This window comes from Flavobacterium sp. CG_9.1, from assembly GCF_015751645.1.
Classification (GTDB): domain Bacteria; phylum Bacteroidota; class Bacteroidia; order Flavobacteriales; family Flavobacteriaceae; genus Flavobacterium; species Flavobacterium xanthum.
On the sequence record NZ_JADOVC010000004.1, the window covers coordinates 143,048 to 157,127 of the forward strand.

Here is a 14,080-nt window from a genome sequence, read left to right on the forward strand (position 1 = left end):
AGAAATGAAGAAAATAGCATTATTTGCCATTATAGCATTAACCGTAAGTTGTATTACAGCAACTGCACAAAATAAAAAAGGTATGAAAAAAGTATTATTTGTTCTAACTAGTCATTCAGAATTAGGGAACACAGGAGAAAAAACAGGATTTTGGATTGAAGAATTTGCTGCTCCTTATTATGAGTTAGCTGATAAAGGAGTGATCATTGATATTGCATCGCCCCTAGGAGGACAGCCACCAATTGATCCAAAAAGTTCCGATCCATCTGCAGCTACGGAAGACACTAAAAGATTTGACAAAGACACTGAATTACAAGCTAAACTTAGTAAAACTCACAAACTAGCTGATGTTCAACAAGCGGATTATGACGCTGTTTTTTATCCTGGAGGTCATGGACCATTGTGGGATTTAGCAAATGATAAAAACTCAATTGAATTAATTGAAGCTTTTTACACGAATAAAAAACCAGTCGCTTTTGTATGTCATTCCCCTGGAGCGCTTAAAAATGTAAAAGTAAATGGAGAATTTTTAGTAAAAGGTAAAAAAGTAACAGGGTTTTCAAATACCGAAGAAGAAGCGGTACAATTAACGAATGTAGTACCCTTTTTATTAGAAGATGCTTTACAAGCTAATGGCGCGATCTATTCTAAAATTGGAGATTGGCAGCCGTACGCCATAGAAGATGGTTTATTGATAACAGGTCAGAACCCAGCTTCGTCTAAACTCGTTGCGGAAAAATTATTAAACCAATTGAATTCAAAAAAATAAAAAGATGTTAAATTTCGAATTATACAATCCTACCAATTTAATTTTTGGAAAAGGACAAATTGAAAAACTATCCACGTTAGTGCCAACAGGAGCAAAAATCCTTTTGGCGTATGGTGGTGGAAGTATTTTCAAAAATGGAATTCATGAACAAGTAATCAACAATCTAAAAGGTTTTGAAATCGTAGAATTTGGAGGAATTGAACCAAATCCACATTTCGAAACCTTGATGAAAGCGGTTGATGTAATCAAGGAACAAAACATCGATTTTATCCTTGCCGTAGGTGGAGGTTCTGTTATTGACGGGGTAAAATTCATTTCGGCAGCAGCTCATTTTGAAGGAAATCCAATGGATATTCTACAAAAGAGATTACTAATAAAAGATTTGTCTAAAGTGGTTCCTTTTGGGACTGTATTGACTTTACCGGCAACTGGAAGCGAAATGAATTCAGGAGCTGTAGTTACCATTGAAGCTACTCAGGAAAAATTAGCTTTTGGTGGTTCTGCTTTGTTTCCAAAATTTTCTATCTGCGATCCAACGGTAATTGAATCTTTACCAAAAAGACAATTACAAAACGGAGTTGTAGACGCCTACACTCATGTTTTGGAACAATATTTAACATATCCGCACGAAGGATACCTTCAAGATAGAATTGCCGAAAGCATTCTGCAAACTTTAATCCAAGTGGGTCCAGAAGTAGTTGAGAATCCTAAAGATTATGCTCTAGCTTCTAACTTTATGTGGAGTTGCACCATGGCGTTGAATGGATTAATTCAAAAAGGAGTTCCTTCGGATTGGGCAACGCACATGATTGGGCATGAATTAACAGCTTTATACGGAATCGATCACGCCAGAACATTGGCGGTTGTGGGTCCAAATTTATACCGAGTGATGTTTGAAACCAAAAAAGGAAAATTGGCACAATACGGAAAACGTATTTTCAATTTATCTGGAACGGAGGACGAAATCGCAAATGAAGCCATCAGCAAAACAGTTGCGTTTTTCCATACGATGGGAATGGACACTAAATTATCAGATTACACCAAAGACTTTGATAAAACAGCAGATTTCATTGTGGATCGTTTTAAAGAAAGAGGTTGGTTAGGATTGGGCGAAAAACAAAATATCACTTTAGAAAAAGTTAAATCAATTGTGGAAATGAGTTACTAACTTTAGTACTTCCAATGCTCATATTAGCATAAAATAAAAAGGCGTCTTCCTAATCTATGGAGACGCCTTTTAAAATTCTAAAATATAACTAACTAAATCAATTCTCGAAGTTTTGTTAAAAAAATAAATTAATTATAGACAAAACGAAATACTCCTCCATATATTGCACCTAAAATCAAAAATAATTCTTTTAACTTCAAAATAGTTACATAATTAAATTTCAAAACCGAGCAGACACTGGGTTTCACGTTTTAATTTAATTTGTTCGATTAATAGTTTTTTAAGTACTTTTGATTAAATTCAATAAAAAAATGGCCGAAAATATAAAATTTGCAGTAATTGGTGGTGGAAGTTGGGCGACAGCGATAGCAAAAATGTTATGTGTAAACCTTACCGAAATTTCATGGTATATGCGCAACGAAGCTGCAATAGAGCACATTAAAACTTTTAAACACAATCCAAATTATTTAAGTTCAGTTGAATTTGATACCACAAAACTAAAACTGACTAACGATATCAATGAAGCTGTAGCATATGCTGATTATATAATATTTGCTATTCCATCCGCTTTTTTAGATGCCGAACTAGAAAAACTAACTGTTTCGCTACAAGATAAAATTATTTTTTCAGCAATAAAGGGTATCGTTCCCGAAACAAGTTTGATTGTCGGGGAACATTTTCATGTAAAGTATGATATTCCTTATTATAATATTGGTGTCATTACTGGCCCTTGCCATGCTGAAGAAGTAGCGATGGAGCGTCTGTCCTACCTTACGATTGCTTGTGGTGATCCCGATAAAGCTAAAATTGTTGCAAAGAATTTATCTGGAAACTATATTAAGACCAAAATTACTGACGATATTATAGGAACGGAATATGCCGCCATGTTAAAAAACATTTACGCTATTGCCGCAGGTATGGCGCATGGTTTGGGTTATGGCGATAACTTCCAGTCGGTTTTGATGAGTAATGGGATTCGGGAGATGAAAAAATTCATCAAGAAAGTGCATAAAATGAAACGTAACATTAATGACTCAGCCTATTTAGGCGATTTATTGGTGACGGGTTATTCTATTTTCTCCAGAAACAGAATGTTTGGGAATATGATAGGAAAAGGCTATACCGTTAAATCAGCAATGATGGAAATGAGCATGGTTGCCGAAGGATACTACGCAGTGAAAAGCGCTTATAAACTCAATCAGGCGTATGGTGCCAAAACTCCTATTATTGATGCTGTATATACAATTCTATATGAAGGAAAAGATGCTAAAACTGTTTTTAAGAAACTAACGGATCAGCTGGATTAAAGTAAGAAAAAAAAGCTAATTTTAAACCCAACCCACTACTATTATGAGCGAAAGATGGAAATATCAGATTAAAACAGGTTTACCATGGGGTATTTTTATGACTGTTTTTATGATTTTATTTGAAATTAAAGAGGTCACTTTTATGGATCAAGTTAGTAAACCTTTTTTTTATTTTAAAGCAGTTGCTTATATCCTATTAGGAATACTTGTTTTGGGGTACTCTTCTTGGAAGTCCAAAATAAAAAGAGAAACTAAATAAATTATTATGAGCGAAAGATGGCAATTTCAGATTAAGAATGGTGGAATTTGGGGATTAATCGTTTCCCTTTGCATTGCCATTATTGATCTATTCGAAATGTCTTTTGAAGATGCTTTTTTATCCCAAGAAAAATTACTCCGAACGCTTTATTTTGTTTTGGCAGGAATATTTATTGTAGGATATTCAAATTGGAAGAAAAAAACTAGACGAGAACGTAGTGCAGAACTACCTCACAATAACCCCATCAACGAATAAAATTGGCACTTCTTCAACGTTAGTTTCATTGATTGAATTTGCTTTGAAAGTAAACTTTTTATCGTATAATTTGTCTCTAATAAAAAAGGTAGTCATGAAAGAAATAAAATTCAGACCACTAAAAAAAGTAATTGACATTTCTTTTAGTAAAAAAATAGTCTTAAAAATATTTATGAAATTTTACTGATGGGTTAAATTATTTTTAATTTTCATCTAAATAAAACAAACTAGTAAAATCTATTTTATATATTTGATTAATGAAATACTCAAATCCCCCAATAAAAGAAGCTGTTTTTGACATTCAGGTTACTGGATTAGAAAACATTACAGAAGAGGACATTGAAAATTTACATATATTATTTGAGGCGAGTTATCCTCAAAAGAAAAAAACCTTAAATATTTTTGGAGATTTTGAAATAAAACAAAACAACGAAATAACTAATAACACAAAAACTCAATTTAGAGGAGTAATTTTTTCTAACGAAAAAAACAACAGACAAGTGCAATTTAGAGTTGATGGATTCACTCTCAATTTCTTATCTCCTTATAGTAATTGGAATGAATTTTATAATGAAGCTTTTTTACTTTGGAAAATATATTTTAATGGTCTTAAGCCAAAAAAAATAAATAGAATAGGATTACGATATATAAATAAGATTAACATCCCATTACCTTTAGTAAGCTTTCAAGAGTACATATTAAATATGCCTCCTATACCCAAAAGCTTGCCACAATTGTATAACAGTTTTTTCATGCAAATTCAAGTACCATGCGATAAAAAAGAGTACAATGCGGTAATAACAGAAACTATAGAAACTCCAACAAAGGACTTAGTTCCTTTTATTTTAGACATTGACATTTTCAAAGAAATCAACAATAATTTTGAATTTACAGATTTCAATTACATGCGTTCAATGAAAAATTCAATTTTTGAAGACTTTATTACCGATAAAACTAGAAATCTACTTAACAAATGAGTCGTCTATATAGCACCGAAATAACTAGAAATACAGGTTTAACTCAAGAAGCTTCTATTTTATCTTGTAATTATTCAAATGCTGTCAATACATTTAAAGGAAACAGTGTGCTTATTTCTGATAGAATTGAAAACCAAGAATTCAAACATTTTTTACAACTAAAAGACAAGTGGAAATCAGAAACTTTGTATTATTCTAGTTCTTCACAAATCTTCAATAATTCTGCATATAGAGAAATTATTGCTCTTGGAAGCAAAACAATTCCATGGATTATAAGAGAATTAAAAAAAACAAATGATCATTGGTTTTATGCTTTAAAAAAAATTAGCGGAGAAAACCCTGTCAACCCTGATCACTATGGCATAATAACCAAAATGAAAGAAGATTGGATAGAATGGGCACAAAAGAATAATTATTAATGGCTTTAATTATTCCAGAATTTCCAAACACGACAATTGATCCATTTGTAATTACAAGCCCTCAAACTTCATCGTATAATTGTATTGCATGGGCATTTGGAGACAATACAAAATGGTATTGGCCTGACCCTGATGAAATGTATTTCTGGCCAGAAAATATTCCTCGGACAATTGAAGTAAATTCTTTTATAGAATTATATAAATTAAAAGGATACTAGGTATGCATTTCTACTTCACTAGAAATAGGTAATGAAAAGATCGCAATATTTTTAGGAAATGATGGACTACCAACTCATGCAGCTAGACAATTAGAAAATGGTCTCTGGACTAGTAAACTTGGTTGCGAATATGATATACAACACAGTATATACTCTATGAATAATAGTGTTTATGGAAATGCTAGTGTTTTCATGTCGAGAAGTCTTTAATTATTTAACAATAACCCCATCAACGAATAAAATTGGCACCTCTTCGACGTTAGTTTCATTGATTGAATTTGCTTTGAAAGTAAACTTTTTATCGTAAAGCTTTCCATCCATGAAAAAGGTAAGCATGAACTCATTGTTGAGCGCCAAAACACTTTGTTCAATCATTTCGATTTTCACGAGCGATACGGGTGGTAATTCTACAAAAGCATGGCGCAACAGCGATGTTTTTTTCATTTCGCCCTCAATTGTTCCAAAAGCTTTTGAAACCACCATAACACTTTCAATTAGAAAATCACTGTCATTTATCAAATACGCGTACCATACTTTTTCCATAAAATCGTCGCTCCATTCTTGAACGGCAGCTAGGAAAACGTTTTCTACTTCGGGGATGATGATGTCTTTTTTCATATCGTTGTGTAGAATGAAGCAATCTCTTCACTCATTAATTGCTATTTAGTATTCAAAAACTTAATTTTCTTGTCAACCTAAATCCCTAGCCCAGATAGCAGTGAAAATCCTTTTTTGAGGCTTTTTGCCTCAAAAAAGGATTTTCACTGCTATCTGGAAATAGCTCCTAAAAATATAATTTATAACTCTTTATATGCTTGATTTGAATTGCTCTAAGAAACGAACGTCATTTTCGTAAAACATGCGGATATCGCCAATTTGATAGAGCAACATTGCAATTCTTTCGATACCCATTCCGAATGCAAAACCGTTGTATTCATCTGGATTGATGCCACAGTTTTTCAAAACATTTGGATCTACCATTCCGCAACCCATGATTTCTAGCCAACCGGTTCCTTTGGTAATTCTATAATCGGTTTCGGTTTTTAAACCCCAATAAATATCAACCTCAGCGCTTGGCTCCGTAAACGGAAAATAAGAAGGACGCAAACGAATCTTTGATTTTCCGAACATTTCCTTAGTAAAATATAAAAGTGTTTGCTTCAAATCAGCAAAAGAAACGTCCTTGTCAATATACAGACCTTCCACTTGGTGAAAAATACAGTGCGAACGCGAGGAAACAGCCTCATTACGGAATACTCTTCCTGGGGAAATCGTACGAATAGGTGGTTTATTATTCTCCATGTAACGGACTTGCACAGATGAAGTGTGCGTACGAAGTAAAATATCTGGATTCGTTTGTATGAAAAACGTGTCTTGCATGTCACGTGCCGGATGGTATTCTGGCAAGTTTAATGCGGTAAAATTATGCCAATCGTCTTCTATTTCTGGACCTTCCGAAACATTGAAACCAATGTTAGAAAAGATATCTATAATTTGGTTTTTTACCAATGAAATAGGGTGACGAGAGCCAATAGTTATAGGTTCAGCCGAACGTGTCAAATCACCATAAAACCCTTTTACTTCCTCTTTACTTTCTAAAGTTTCCTGAATGGTTTTAACTTTTTCTTCGGCAGAGGTTTTCAGCAAATTAATCACTTGTCCGAATTCCTTTTTCTGGTCGTTTGGAACGTTTTTAAATTCCGCAAAAAGGTCTTTTAAAAGTCCTTTGCTTCCCAGGAATTTAATTCGGAATGTTTCTAATTCTGCTGCGTTTTGCGTTGAAAAAGCATGTGCTTCGCCAATATATTCTTTTATCTTATCTATCATTTTCATTCTATATTTGAGAATGCAAATTTAAGAAATTTGTTGGAAGTTTCACGTCTAATGTTTCAAGTTTGTTGCATTAAAAGTTAAACTAAGATAGTTACATCAAATTAACTATTCTATGACTTCCCGTTCCAAGAAATAATTCACAATAGCTTCTTTCATTAAAACAGATTGCTCCCCTGCTTTTAATGGCGGTAATTCCTCTTTTACTTTATAATGTGGCCATCCGTCCTCATCAAAAAACTCGAATTCGTAGAAACCATACGGCTCTAATAATCTGCAAATGGCAATGTGCATCAAGTTTAATTTTTCATCTTTCTTGTATTCACTGTGTACTTTCCCCAGTTCCTGGACTCCAATTAAATATATAATGGCGTCTAAATCTAAGTCTTCTCCTTGTGAAAATTGATTGGAAAGTATATTTACAAGCTGTTCCCAGCGTTCTTTAAGTTGCGTGTCTCTTGACATGTTTAATTTAAGATTTGTGATTTTAGATTTAGGATTTGTGAAAAAACAAATTGCAAAAGTCTTAATCAAAATTATTTTGGTAAAGATAGGCACTCCGTTTTTGAATTTGGAATATTCTTTTATCTTTGTTCTTCTGTCTTTATTCTTTGTTTATGGGGTTTTTGGATATCATTTTGGGTGTATTGCTTGCTTTAGCTTTTTATAAAGGATTACAAAACGGTCTTTTTATTGAATTAGCTTCTTTAGTTTCCTTATTGGCAGGGATTTATTTTGCGATAAAATTTTCTTCATTTGTGAAAGAAGTTTTAGCAGGATTTGTGAAATGGAATCCCAACACGATTCAAATTGTTGCCTTTATACTAACTTTTATCTCCGTGGTGATTGTGGTCTCCTTATTAGGCAAATTCCTCACTGGAATAGCTGATTTTGCTTTTTTGGGATGGTTGAACGCGATTGGCGGTGGCTTCTTCAGGGTATTAAAAACAATTTTGATTACCAGTATTGTCTTTGCAGTTTTCGAAAAAATAAATTACAACCACTTTTTAACCAAAAAAGAAACGTTGGATAATTCTCTTTTTTACAATCCAATTCAAAAAACAGCTGGCTACTTGTATCCTTCTATCGAAAGTTGGTATGATGGTTTGAAGAAAAAATAGTTTTTAGTTAATATTATCAATTATAAATATAAGAGAATAATATTACAAAATTGCAATATATTGATTTATTTATTTTTTAAATCCAGTATCGTCTGCTTTAAATCTTTAATTCTTTCTTCGTATTGTTCAATTAACTTTTCAGAAAGTTGATTAACCACTTCAGCATAACCCACTCCATTGTTTGTGCCAATATTACCAACAATCATCTTTTCACCTCTAACTAATTCCTCTGGAGTTATTTCAAAAACCTCACATAATTTATCAATATGGCTAGCCCAAGAGTGACTTTCTCCACTTTCCATTCTAGCGTATGCAGATTGAGACAGATGCAAATAATCTGCAACTTGCTCCTGTGACATACTTTTACTTTTTCTTAACTGTTTGAGTTTATTACCTACGTTGATATTCATTTTGTATATATTTAAAAACAAATGTAAGAAACTAACTTAAAATATGTGAATTTGGGGTAATAATACCCCAAATATTCATAAGAATACTTTGAATTTTGAAATACTTTTGGATTAAGAAAATTTTAACCAATTAATTATTACTTTTAAGAAAAAAATCAAAATTTCAGCATTAATGTTATTAGTGCTAACGCTATTCACAACTATCTTCATCGCATGTTCTAAAGAAACAGATTCGCAAGAATCTCCTGTTAATGCCAATCTAAGAGAATCGTTCCTGAAAAACAAAGATTATTCAGCTATCAAGAGTGATTTCAATTTATTAAACAAAAAAAGTAAAATTGAATTGTGGAATGAAAAATTAAACCAACTTTTAAATGAAGAATTACCTACAGACAGCAGAAATCTTATTAAAAAATTAATTATTGAATTAAACAAAGAACAAGTTAACCCTCAAAGCATGAGTGAAATAGCTATAGGTTTAGCAAAAAGCATACCAGCTGAAGACTTTTACAAAATGTTTACAGAGTTAAATGATTATCAATATGAAGGTAAATTTAAAGGTAATACAACAGTACCGAAAGAAATAATTACTGATTTATATTCTATGAATTATGACTATAACGCCAATGAAATTGGTTCAGAAATGAATAAAACAACAGTAACAAGAGATTGTAATTGCAATTGGACTTGTGATTCATATGCAGGCGGATCAACATCAAACTGTATATCTACAAGTTCAGGGTGCGGATTCTTATGGGCATTTTCGTGTGAAAGAAGGGTTGGGCCAGTTTTATAATAGTTGAAATAAACAGAAAAAAACCTAGTTAAAACTTAAAAAGTTAAGTTTAGTAGTAAGAACAAAATTGTAATCTTACTACTAAATTTAACTTTTAAAGTTATTGGGGTTATCAAAAATTGATTAATTAAATTAATACTTACCTATCAAGCAGAAATTAATCCTAGTGACCATATGACAAATATTAATCTATGAAATCCTATAAAAAAAACATAATAACAGCTTTAATTTTAATTATCTGTTACATATTATTTGGCACGATAACTTATGGCGACCATCCCTTGATGTTGCTGTTATTTTTGACAACTAATTTTTTCATATCTATCAAAATTTTTCAGACTAATACTTTTAATCAAGCATTGAAGTCAATTCTTATCTTGATATCACCCATAATACTTATTTTTCTTACTTTATTTTTTATCTATAATCAATATTCCCGAACCATATTATACTTGATTTTTTTACCAATTAGTAGTCTTTTGGCTTATGCATATTTTAAGTTTAAACAAAAGATAATTGTATTGTTAGCGATAGGTATTTTCGGAGTTGTAGGATATGTGTTATTTCAAAATGTATTGGTTTTAGTTGAAAATCAAAATGCTGAAATGAATAGCCAATATCCCGAAGTACTATTTACTGACAAAAACAAAACAACTGTAAAATTTAATAAAGACAAAATAATCGTGCTTGATTTTTGGACGACTTCGTGCTCCATTTGTTTTACAAAATTCCCTGATTTAGAACAAACATACTTGAAATACAAAAATAATCCTGACGTGCTAATTTATGCTGTGAATGTTCCTTTGCGTAATGATAAATTTACTAAAACAACAACTATTTTAAAAAAGCTGGGTTATACTTTTCCAAAAATATATGCCGCTTCTGCTAAACAAGTCGAAGACAGCCTCAAAGTTAATGCATTCCCTCACTTACTAATTCTAAAAAACGGAAAAATAAGATTTAGTGGTATTCTTGAAACAGACAAAAAAGTATTTATGTACACTATTGATAGCCAAATAGAAAAATTATTGAATGAAGGTAAAAAGTTAGGAAAAAAATAGGTTGCCTGTTTTTAAAGCGAATTAATCAAGAAAACTACTTCACTTGTCTGATCGTATCGCTTTCAATCCAGCCTTCGGTTCCATCTGTAAGTTGAATTTTTTTCCATCTGCCTATTGTTTCAAACACGAATACTTTTGTTCCTTCGTGGAGCACAAAAATGGGCTTACCCCCATTTCTAGGTTCCGATTTTACATTTGCCATTTCTGCAAAAACTATAGCAGGTTTCTCCGTATCAAAATGGCTTTTTTCAAAAATTGCTGATGAAATACTGATTAGCATCAGAAAAACAGCTACAAACATTCCAAAAAAGAAAATTTGTTTTGAACCTGTAATTTGTGAAAAATAATACCCTATGAAAAAAAGTAAGAAGCCTACCGCTAATCCTACAGAAATCCACGCCCAAGTATTGTAATGATATACTCCGGTAAAATCACGAACCAACTTTGCAAAGCCTACTTTTGGGATTACTTTAATTTCATCTATCGTTCGTTTTTGAGCAAATTTCAAGTTGTTTAGACTTTCCTTATCGCTTGGATTAAGAACCAATGCTTTCTCATAATTATAAATTGAAGGTGCTACTTCATTCAATTTATAATAGGCATTTCCTAAATTGAAATACACTTCAGAGGAGTGCTTATTGTCTTTCAAAACACTTTCATAAGCTGCTATAGCTTCGGTGTACTGTCCTTTTGCATAGTACGCATTCCCTCTTTCGAAGCCATTTTGGGCAAAGAAAATCTGGGTTGAAAGTAAAAGTAGGTATAGTATATTTTTCATAAAAATTTAAACACGAAGGTAACAAGGAAGTCGCAAAGATCACTATTTAAAGCGCTCCATTTATAACTCGTCTTACACCTTCTTTTAGCAATTTTACATTAAAATTAATTAGTAATCCTAATCTGCAATCTGACAATCTCAAATAGGTTAGTAATCATATAAACTTTGTGCACTTTGTGGTTAAGCAAAATATTAAGCAATCTGTTTTTCTAATTCAGAGATTATAAATACCGCTTTATCAAAATCCTGTTGTATCGTAACACTTGACGAAGGTGCATAACGGGCCACTTCACAATTTTCAGTAAGTGCAATAAAATCATTTACTGCTTCTGGTTTTGCATTTCGAGATAACAATAATTCCTGAATATTATTCTTGCTCATTTCTGAAGTTTCAATGTGTAATTTTGCTTTTAGGAAATTGTGCATCGCTTTTTCCAGCGCAATGTAAAACAGTTCTTTGTTGTTGATTTGTTTCTTCGCTTCTGATAAATATTTCTTGGCCAATCTGTTATTCATTCGGATTCTGTTTCCAGAGACATCCCCATCCATAGCCTCTTTCTTCTTTTTGAATAAAATAATTATTGGAACCAGTAAAAAAGGAAGCAATAACAATCCAATAAACAAATTTGATCCAAAGAAACCCTCTTTATCTATAATAACAAGATTAGTTTTTGATTTGATGGTTTTAAATTCCTCAACAACAATTTTATTTTTGTTTCCATCTGTTGTAGTAGAATCAGCCGGTGTAGGTCCATCCAAAACATTGATCATCACCTCCGGAGATTTTATTGTTTTGTAGGTTCCAGAACTCAGGTCAAAATAAGAAAACTCCATTGGTTTAACCGGATAATTGCCTCTGTATTGTGGAATTATAGTATAACTATCCGACGATTTTCCAGCCATTCCAGAAAGTGGTGTACTGATATCTTCGCTGTGAACAGCATCATACATTTCCAGTGCATTTGGCACTACAGGTTTTGGCAAAGTGAATAGTTTTAAATTCCCTTTTCCGGTTACACTGACAACCAAATCCAGGCTTTCACCGTGTTTCAAATTAGTTTTTGAAGGCATCACTTTGAAGTCAAAGTTTCCAACTGCACCATTAAAATTTTCTGGTTTTCCTGCTTCTGGCAGAGGTTTAACATTTATAGTCTTTCCTCCTGCTGAAACTCTTTTACTGGTTTCTGTGAGCACCATTCTACCAAACATATCCCTGCGATTCGTTGGCAATTGCACATCGATTTCTAAGGATAACGGTTCTATTTTAAGTCTTCCCGATTTTTGTGGATACAGCACTACTTTCTTTAGTACTATATACCTGTAATTCTGCCCTTTGAACTGTCCTTCTTCTGCTACAAGTTGTTTTATTTCTATATTTTGACTCCAAAAATCATTGTATTTTGGTTTACTTAATTCTCTAAAATTTGAGATTCCAATATTTGCAAAATACAATTTATAGACTACTGTTGTTGGCTCGTTGACATAAGGGTTAGCTTTAGAGACATCAGCAACTAGATACAGGTTTTCATCGGCCGATATTGGTGAGTCGTTAGGATCTCGTGGTTGCTCTTGTGCGTCAGTAACATTGATTTTTACAGGCGCCGTTTTGTAAATTTGACCATTGTATTCTATAGCTGCCGACTTGATCACTAATGTACCTTTTTTATTTGGCAAAAGAATATAAGAATAGGCTTTTTCAAAGGAACTTCTTCCGTTTACCCACGATTGACTTACCTGCTGACTGGGTCCAGCAACAATTCGGAAACCATCAAAAGAAGGCTGCACAAAATTATCACCATCTACATTCATCATAAAATCAATACGCAATCTTTCATTCAAGCCCAGCGTACTTTTACTCACTCTGGCCTCAAACTGAACCTGAGCACCGAGTGTGCTGCACACCAATAAAACAATCGCCGCTATATATTTTTTCATTTTCAAACTCTCTAATTGAATTACCAATCCTTCTCGGTTTTAACTGGTTTTCCTTGTACTTTTTGGGCATTCACTTTATCCTGAACTTTCTTCTCCTCTTTATTTACGGCATTTAAAAGATTTTCTAGACGTTCTTTAGAAATTCCTACTGGCGCTGGTTTTGGTTCTCCCTTGTCATTGGGTTTCGGATCTTTATTTTGTTTGTCCTGATCGCCTTTGTCGTCTTTTTTATCTTTTTCGTCCTTTTTATCTTTTTCGCTGTCTTTTTTATCTTCCTTCTTTTCTTGATCTTTTTTCTCGTCTTTTTTCTTGTCGTCTTTTGGAGGATTATCTTTAAGCATTTTTTTGGCCAAAGCATAATTATAACGGGTCTCTTCATCCGTCGGATCATTTCTCAATGCATTTTTATACGCTTCTACCGCTTGTGCATAATCTTTTTCATTCATGAACACATTACCTAAATTATGAAAAGCACGGTGTTGCTGAGGTCTTGTTTTTGAATTTTTCAACGCCTTGGCATACGCAAACTTCGCTTCGGATGACTGTTTTTGCTTGTAAATACTATTTCCAAGATTAAAAGGAGCAGCGGCTTTATTAGGGAATTTTGAATCCGAAATTCGGTAATTAGCTTCGGCTTCTACAAATTTATTTTCCGCATAATCTTGGTTTCCTTTGGGCAAAATGCGATCTTTTTGTTGCGCATACAATCCAGCTGTCCCGGAGAGAGCAACGATTAAAAAGGCAATTATGATAATTTTAAATCTTTTCATTTATGGT

The 14,080-nt window shown here is 32.8% G+C and carries 19 protein-coding genes; 11 read left to right on the top strand and 8 right to left on the bottom strand.

Going from position 1 to position 14,080, the window contains the following annotated elements; genetic code table 11:
- Window positions 1–4: 4 nt before the first annotated feature.
- From IWX83_RS03690 to IWX83_RS03725, 8 genes are all read left to right on the top strand, one after another.
- A complete protein-coding gene (locus IWX83_RS03690; protein ID WP_073352824.1) occupies window positions 5–769 on the top strand; it encodes a type 1 glutamine amidotransferase domain-containing protein in 765 nt (254 codons plus the stop codon).
- Window positions 770–773: 4 nt separating this feature from the next.
- Window positions 774–1,937, top strand: coding sequence for an iron-containing alcohol dehydrogenase (locus IWX83_RS03695; RefSeq protein WP_196827731.1), 1,164 nt, complete (start codon window positions 774–776; stop codon window positions 1,935–1,937).
- Window positions 1,938–2,248: 311 nt separating this feature from the next.
- On the top strand, window positions 2,249–3,244 hold the full coding sequence (locus tag IWX83_RS03700) for an NAD(P)H-dependent glycerol-3-phosphate dehydrogenase (RefSeq protein ID WP_196827733.1): 996 nt from the start codon (window positions 2,249–2,251) through the stop codon (window positions 3,242–3,244).
- 43 nt (window positions 3,245–3,287) lie between these two features.
- Complete coding sequence (locus IWX83_RS03705; protein WP_196827735.1) at window positions 3,288–3,503, top strand: hypothetical protein; 216 nt, start codon at window positions 3,288–3,290, stop codon at window positions 3,501–3,503.
- Between the two features lie 6 nt (window positions 3,504–3,509).
- A complete protein-coding gene (locus IWX83_RS03710; RefSeq protein ID WP_196827737.1) occupies window positions 3,510–3,758 on the top strand; it encodes a hypothetical protein in 249 nt (82 codons plus the stop codon).
- A 257-nt stretch (window positions 3,759–4,015) separates the two neighbouring features.
- Entirely contained in the window at window positions 4,016–4,735 is a 720-nt protein-coding gene (locus IWX83_RS03715) for a TIGR04255 family protein (protein WP_073354490.1), read from the top strand.
- Window positions 4,732–5,154 carry a hypothetical protein gene (locus IWX83_RS03720; protein WP_196827739.1) on the top strand — a complete coding sequence of 141 codons (423 nt, stop codon included), beginning with the start codon at window positions 4,732–4,734 and terminating at the stop codon, window positions 5,152–5,154. Before IWX83_RS03715 ends, IWX83_RS03720 begins: the two co-directional genes overlap by 4 nt.
- Window positions 5,154–5,372, top strand: a complete 219-nt coding sequence (locus IWX83_RS03725; protein WP_196827741.1) for a hypothetical protein — start codon at window positions 5,154–5,156, stop codon at window positions 5,370–5,372. The genes IWX83_RS03720 and IWX83_RS03725 overlap by 1 nt, the downstream gene beginning before the upstream one ends.
- A 210-nt stretch (window positions 5,373–5,582) precedes the next feature.
- Here IWX83_RS03725 and IWX83_RS03730 read toward each other — a convergent pair whose 3' ends face one another.
- From IWX83_RS03730 to IWX83_RS03740, 3 genes are all read right to left on the bottom strand, one after another.
- Entirely contained in the window at window positions 5,583–5,990 is a 408-nt protein-coding gene (locus IWX83_RS03730; RefSeq protein ID WP_196827743.1) for a hypothetical protein, read from the bottom strand.
- A 189-nt stretch (window positions 5,991–6,179) separates the two neighbouring features.
- A complete protein-coding gene (gene pheS / locus IWX83_RS03735; RefSeq protein WP_196827745.1) occupies window positions 6,180–7,199 on the bottom strand; it encodes a phenylalanine--tRNA ligase subunit alpha in 1,020 nt (339 codons plus the stop codon).
- 111 nt (window positions 7,200–7,310) lie between these two features.
- Complete coding sequence (locus IWX83_RS03740) at window positions 7,311–7,667, bottom strand: hypothetical protein (protein WP_066075565.1); 357 nt, start codon at window positions 7,665–7,667, stop codon at window positions 7,311–7,313.
- A 152-nt stretch (window positions 7,668–7,819) separates the two neighbouring features.
- On the opposite strand from IWX83_RS03740, the gene IWX83_RS03745 reads away from it, so the two are divergent.
- Window positions 7,820–8,323, top strand: a complete 504-nt coding sequence (locus IWX83_RS03745) for a CvpA family protein (protein ID WP_196827747.1) — start codon at window positions 7,820–7,822, stop codon at window positions 8,321–8,323.
- Window positions 8,324–8,388: 65 nt separating this feature from the next.
- Here the strand turns inward: IWX83_RS03745 and IWX83_RS03750 are convergent, their stop codons facing one another.
- Window positions 8,389–8,733, bottom strand: a complete 345-nt coding sequence (locus IWX83_RS03750; RefSeq protein ID WP_196827749.1) for a helix-turn-helix domain-containing protein — start codon at window positions 8,731–8,733, stop codon at window positions 8,389–8,391.
- A gap of 172 nt (window positions 8,734–8,905) precedes the next feature.
- Here IWX83_RS03750 and IWX83_RS03755 point away from each other — a divergent pair, with 172 nt between their 5' ends.
- Window positions 8,906–9,529 carry a bacteriocin fulvocin C-related protein gene (locus IWX83_RS03755; protein ID WP_196827751.1) on the top strand — a complete coding sequence of 208 codons (624 nt, stop codon included), beginning with the start codon at window positions 8,906–8,908 and terminating at the stop codon, window positions 9,527–9,529.
- A gap of 521 nt (window positions 9,530–10,050) precedes the next feature.
- The gene (locus tag IWX83_RS03760; RefSeq protein ID WP_196827753.1) at window positions 10,051–10,590 is read left to right on the top strand and encodes a TlpA disulfide reductase family protein; all 540 of its coding nucleotides are present in this window, start codon (window positions 10,051–10,053) and stop codon (window positions 10,588–10,590) included.
- Window positions 10,591–10,624: 34 nt separating this feature from the next.
- Here the strand turns inward: IWX83_RS03760 and IWX83_RS03765 are convergent, their stop codons facing one another.
- From IWX83_RS03765 to IWX83_RS03780, 4 genes are read right to left on the bottom strand one after another with little or no spacing between them, the layout of a single operon-like run.
- Window positions 10,625–11,368 (bottom strand): tetratricopeptide repeat protein, encoded by a 744-nt coding sequence (locus IWX83_RS03765; RefSeq protein WP_196827755.1) that lies wholly within the window; start codon window positions 11,366–11,368, stop codon window positions 10,625–10,627.
- A gap of 46 nt (window positions 11,369–11,414) precedes the next feature.
- Complete coding sequence (locus IWX83_RS17365; RefSeq protein ID WP_084129643.1) at window positions 11,415–11,510, bottom strand: hypothetical protein; 96 nt, start codon at window positions 11,508–11,510, stop codon at window positions 11,415–11,417.
- A 50-nt stretch (window positions 11,511–11,560) separates the two neighbouring features.
- Window positions 11,561–13,303, bottom strand: a complete 1,743-nt coding sequence (locus IWX83_RS03775) for a BatD family protein (RefSeq protein WP_196827757.1) — start codon at window positions 13,301–13,303, stop codon at window positions 11,561–11,563.
- Between the two features lie 20 nt (window positions 13,304–13,323).
- Window positions 13,324–14,073: a tetratricopeptide repeat protein gene (locus IWX83_RS03780; protein WP_196827759.1), complete on the bottom strand. Its 750-nt coding sequence runs from the start codon at window positions 14,071–14,073 to the stop codon at window positions 13,324–13,326.
- Window positions 14,074–14,080: the final 7 nt, after the last annotated feature.

Coding starts and splice junctions, on each gene's coding strand:
- pheS (WP_196827745.1), bottom strand. CDS start 7,199: ATGATAGATAAGATAAAAGAATATATTGGCGAAGCACATGCTTTTTCA.
- IWX83_RS03745 (WP_196827747.1), top strand. CDS start 7,820: ATGGGGTTTTTGGATATCATTTTGGGTGTATTGCTTGCTTTAGCTTTT.
- IWX83_RS03730 (WP_196827743.1), bottom strand. CDS start 5,990: ATGAAAAAAGACATCATCATCCCCGAAGTAGAAAACGTTTTCCTAGCT.
- IWX83_RS03690 (WP_073352824.1), top strand. CDS start 5: ATGAAGAAAATAGCATTATTTGCCATTATAGCATTAACCGTAAGTTGT.
- IWX83_RS03755 (WP_196827751.1), top strand. CDS start 8,906: ATGTTATTAGTGCTAACGCTATTCACAACTATCTTCATCGCATGTTCT.
- IWX83_RS03710 (WP_196827737.1), top strand. CDS start 3,510: ATGAGCGAAAGATGGCAATTTCAGATTAAGAATGGTGGAATTTGGGGA.
- IWX83_RS03715 (WP_073354490.1), top strand. CDS start 4,016: ATGAAATACTCAAATCCCCCAATAAAAGAAGCTGTTTTTGACATTCAG.
- IWX83_RS03740 (WP_066075565.1), bottom strand. CDS start 7,667: ATGTCAAGAGACACGCAACTTAAAGAACGCTGGGAACAGCTTGTAAAT.
- IWX83_RS03775 (WP_196827757.1), bottom strand. CDS start 13,303: ATGAAAAAATATATAGCGGCGATTGTTTTATTGGTGTGCAGCACACTC.
- IWX83_RS03725 (WP_196827741.1), top strand. CDS start 5,154: ATGGCTTTAATTATTCCAGAATTTCCAAACACGACAATTGATCCATTT.
- IWX83_RS03720 (WP_196827739.1), top strand. CDS start 4,732: ATGAGTCGTCTATATAGCACCGAAATAACTAGAAATACAGGTTTAACT.
- IWX83_RS03765 (WP_196827755.1), bottom strand. CDS start 11,368: ATGAAAAATATACTATACCTACTTTTACTTTCAACCCAGATTTTCTTT.
- IWX83_RS03705 (WP_196827735.1), top strand. CDS start 3,288: ATGAGCGAAAGATGGAAATATCAGATTAAAACAGGTTTACCATGGGGT.
- IWX83_RS03780 (WP_196827759.1), bottom strand. CDS start 14,073: ATGAAAAGATTTAAAATTATCATAATTGCCTTTTTAATCGTTGCTCTC.
- IWX83_RS03700 (WP_196827733.1), top strand. CDS start 2,249: ATGGCCGAAAATATAAAATTTGCAGTAATTGGTGGTGGAAGTTGGGCG.
- IWX83_RS03695 (WP_196827731.1), top strand. CDS start 774: ATGTTAAATTTCGAATTATACAATCCTACCAATTTAATTTTTGGAAAA.
- IWX83_RS03750 (WP_196827749.1), bottom strand. CDS start 8,733: ATGAATATCAACGTAGGTAATAAACTCAAACAGTTAAGAAAAAGTAAA.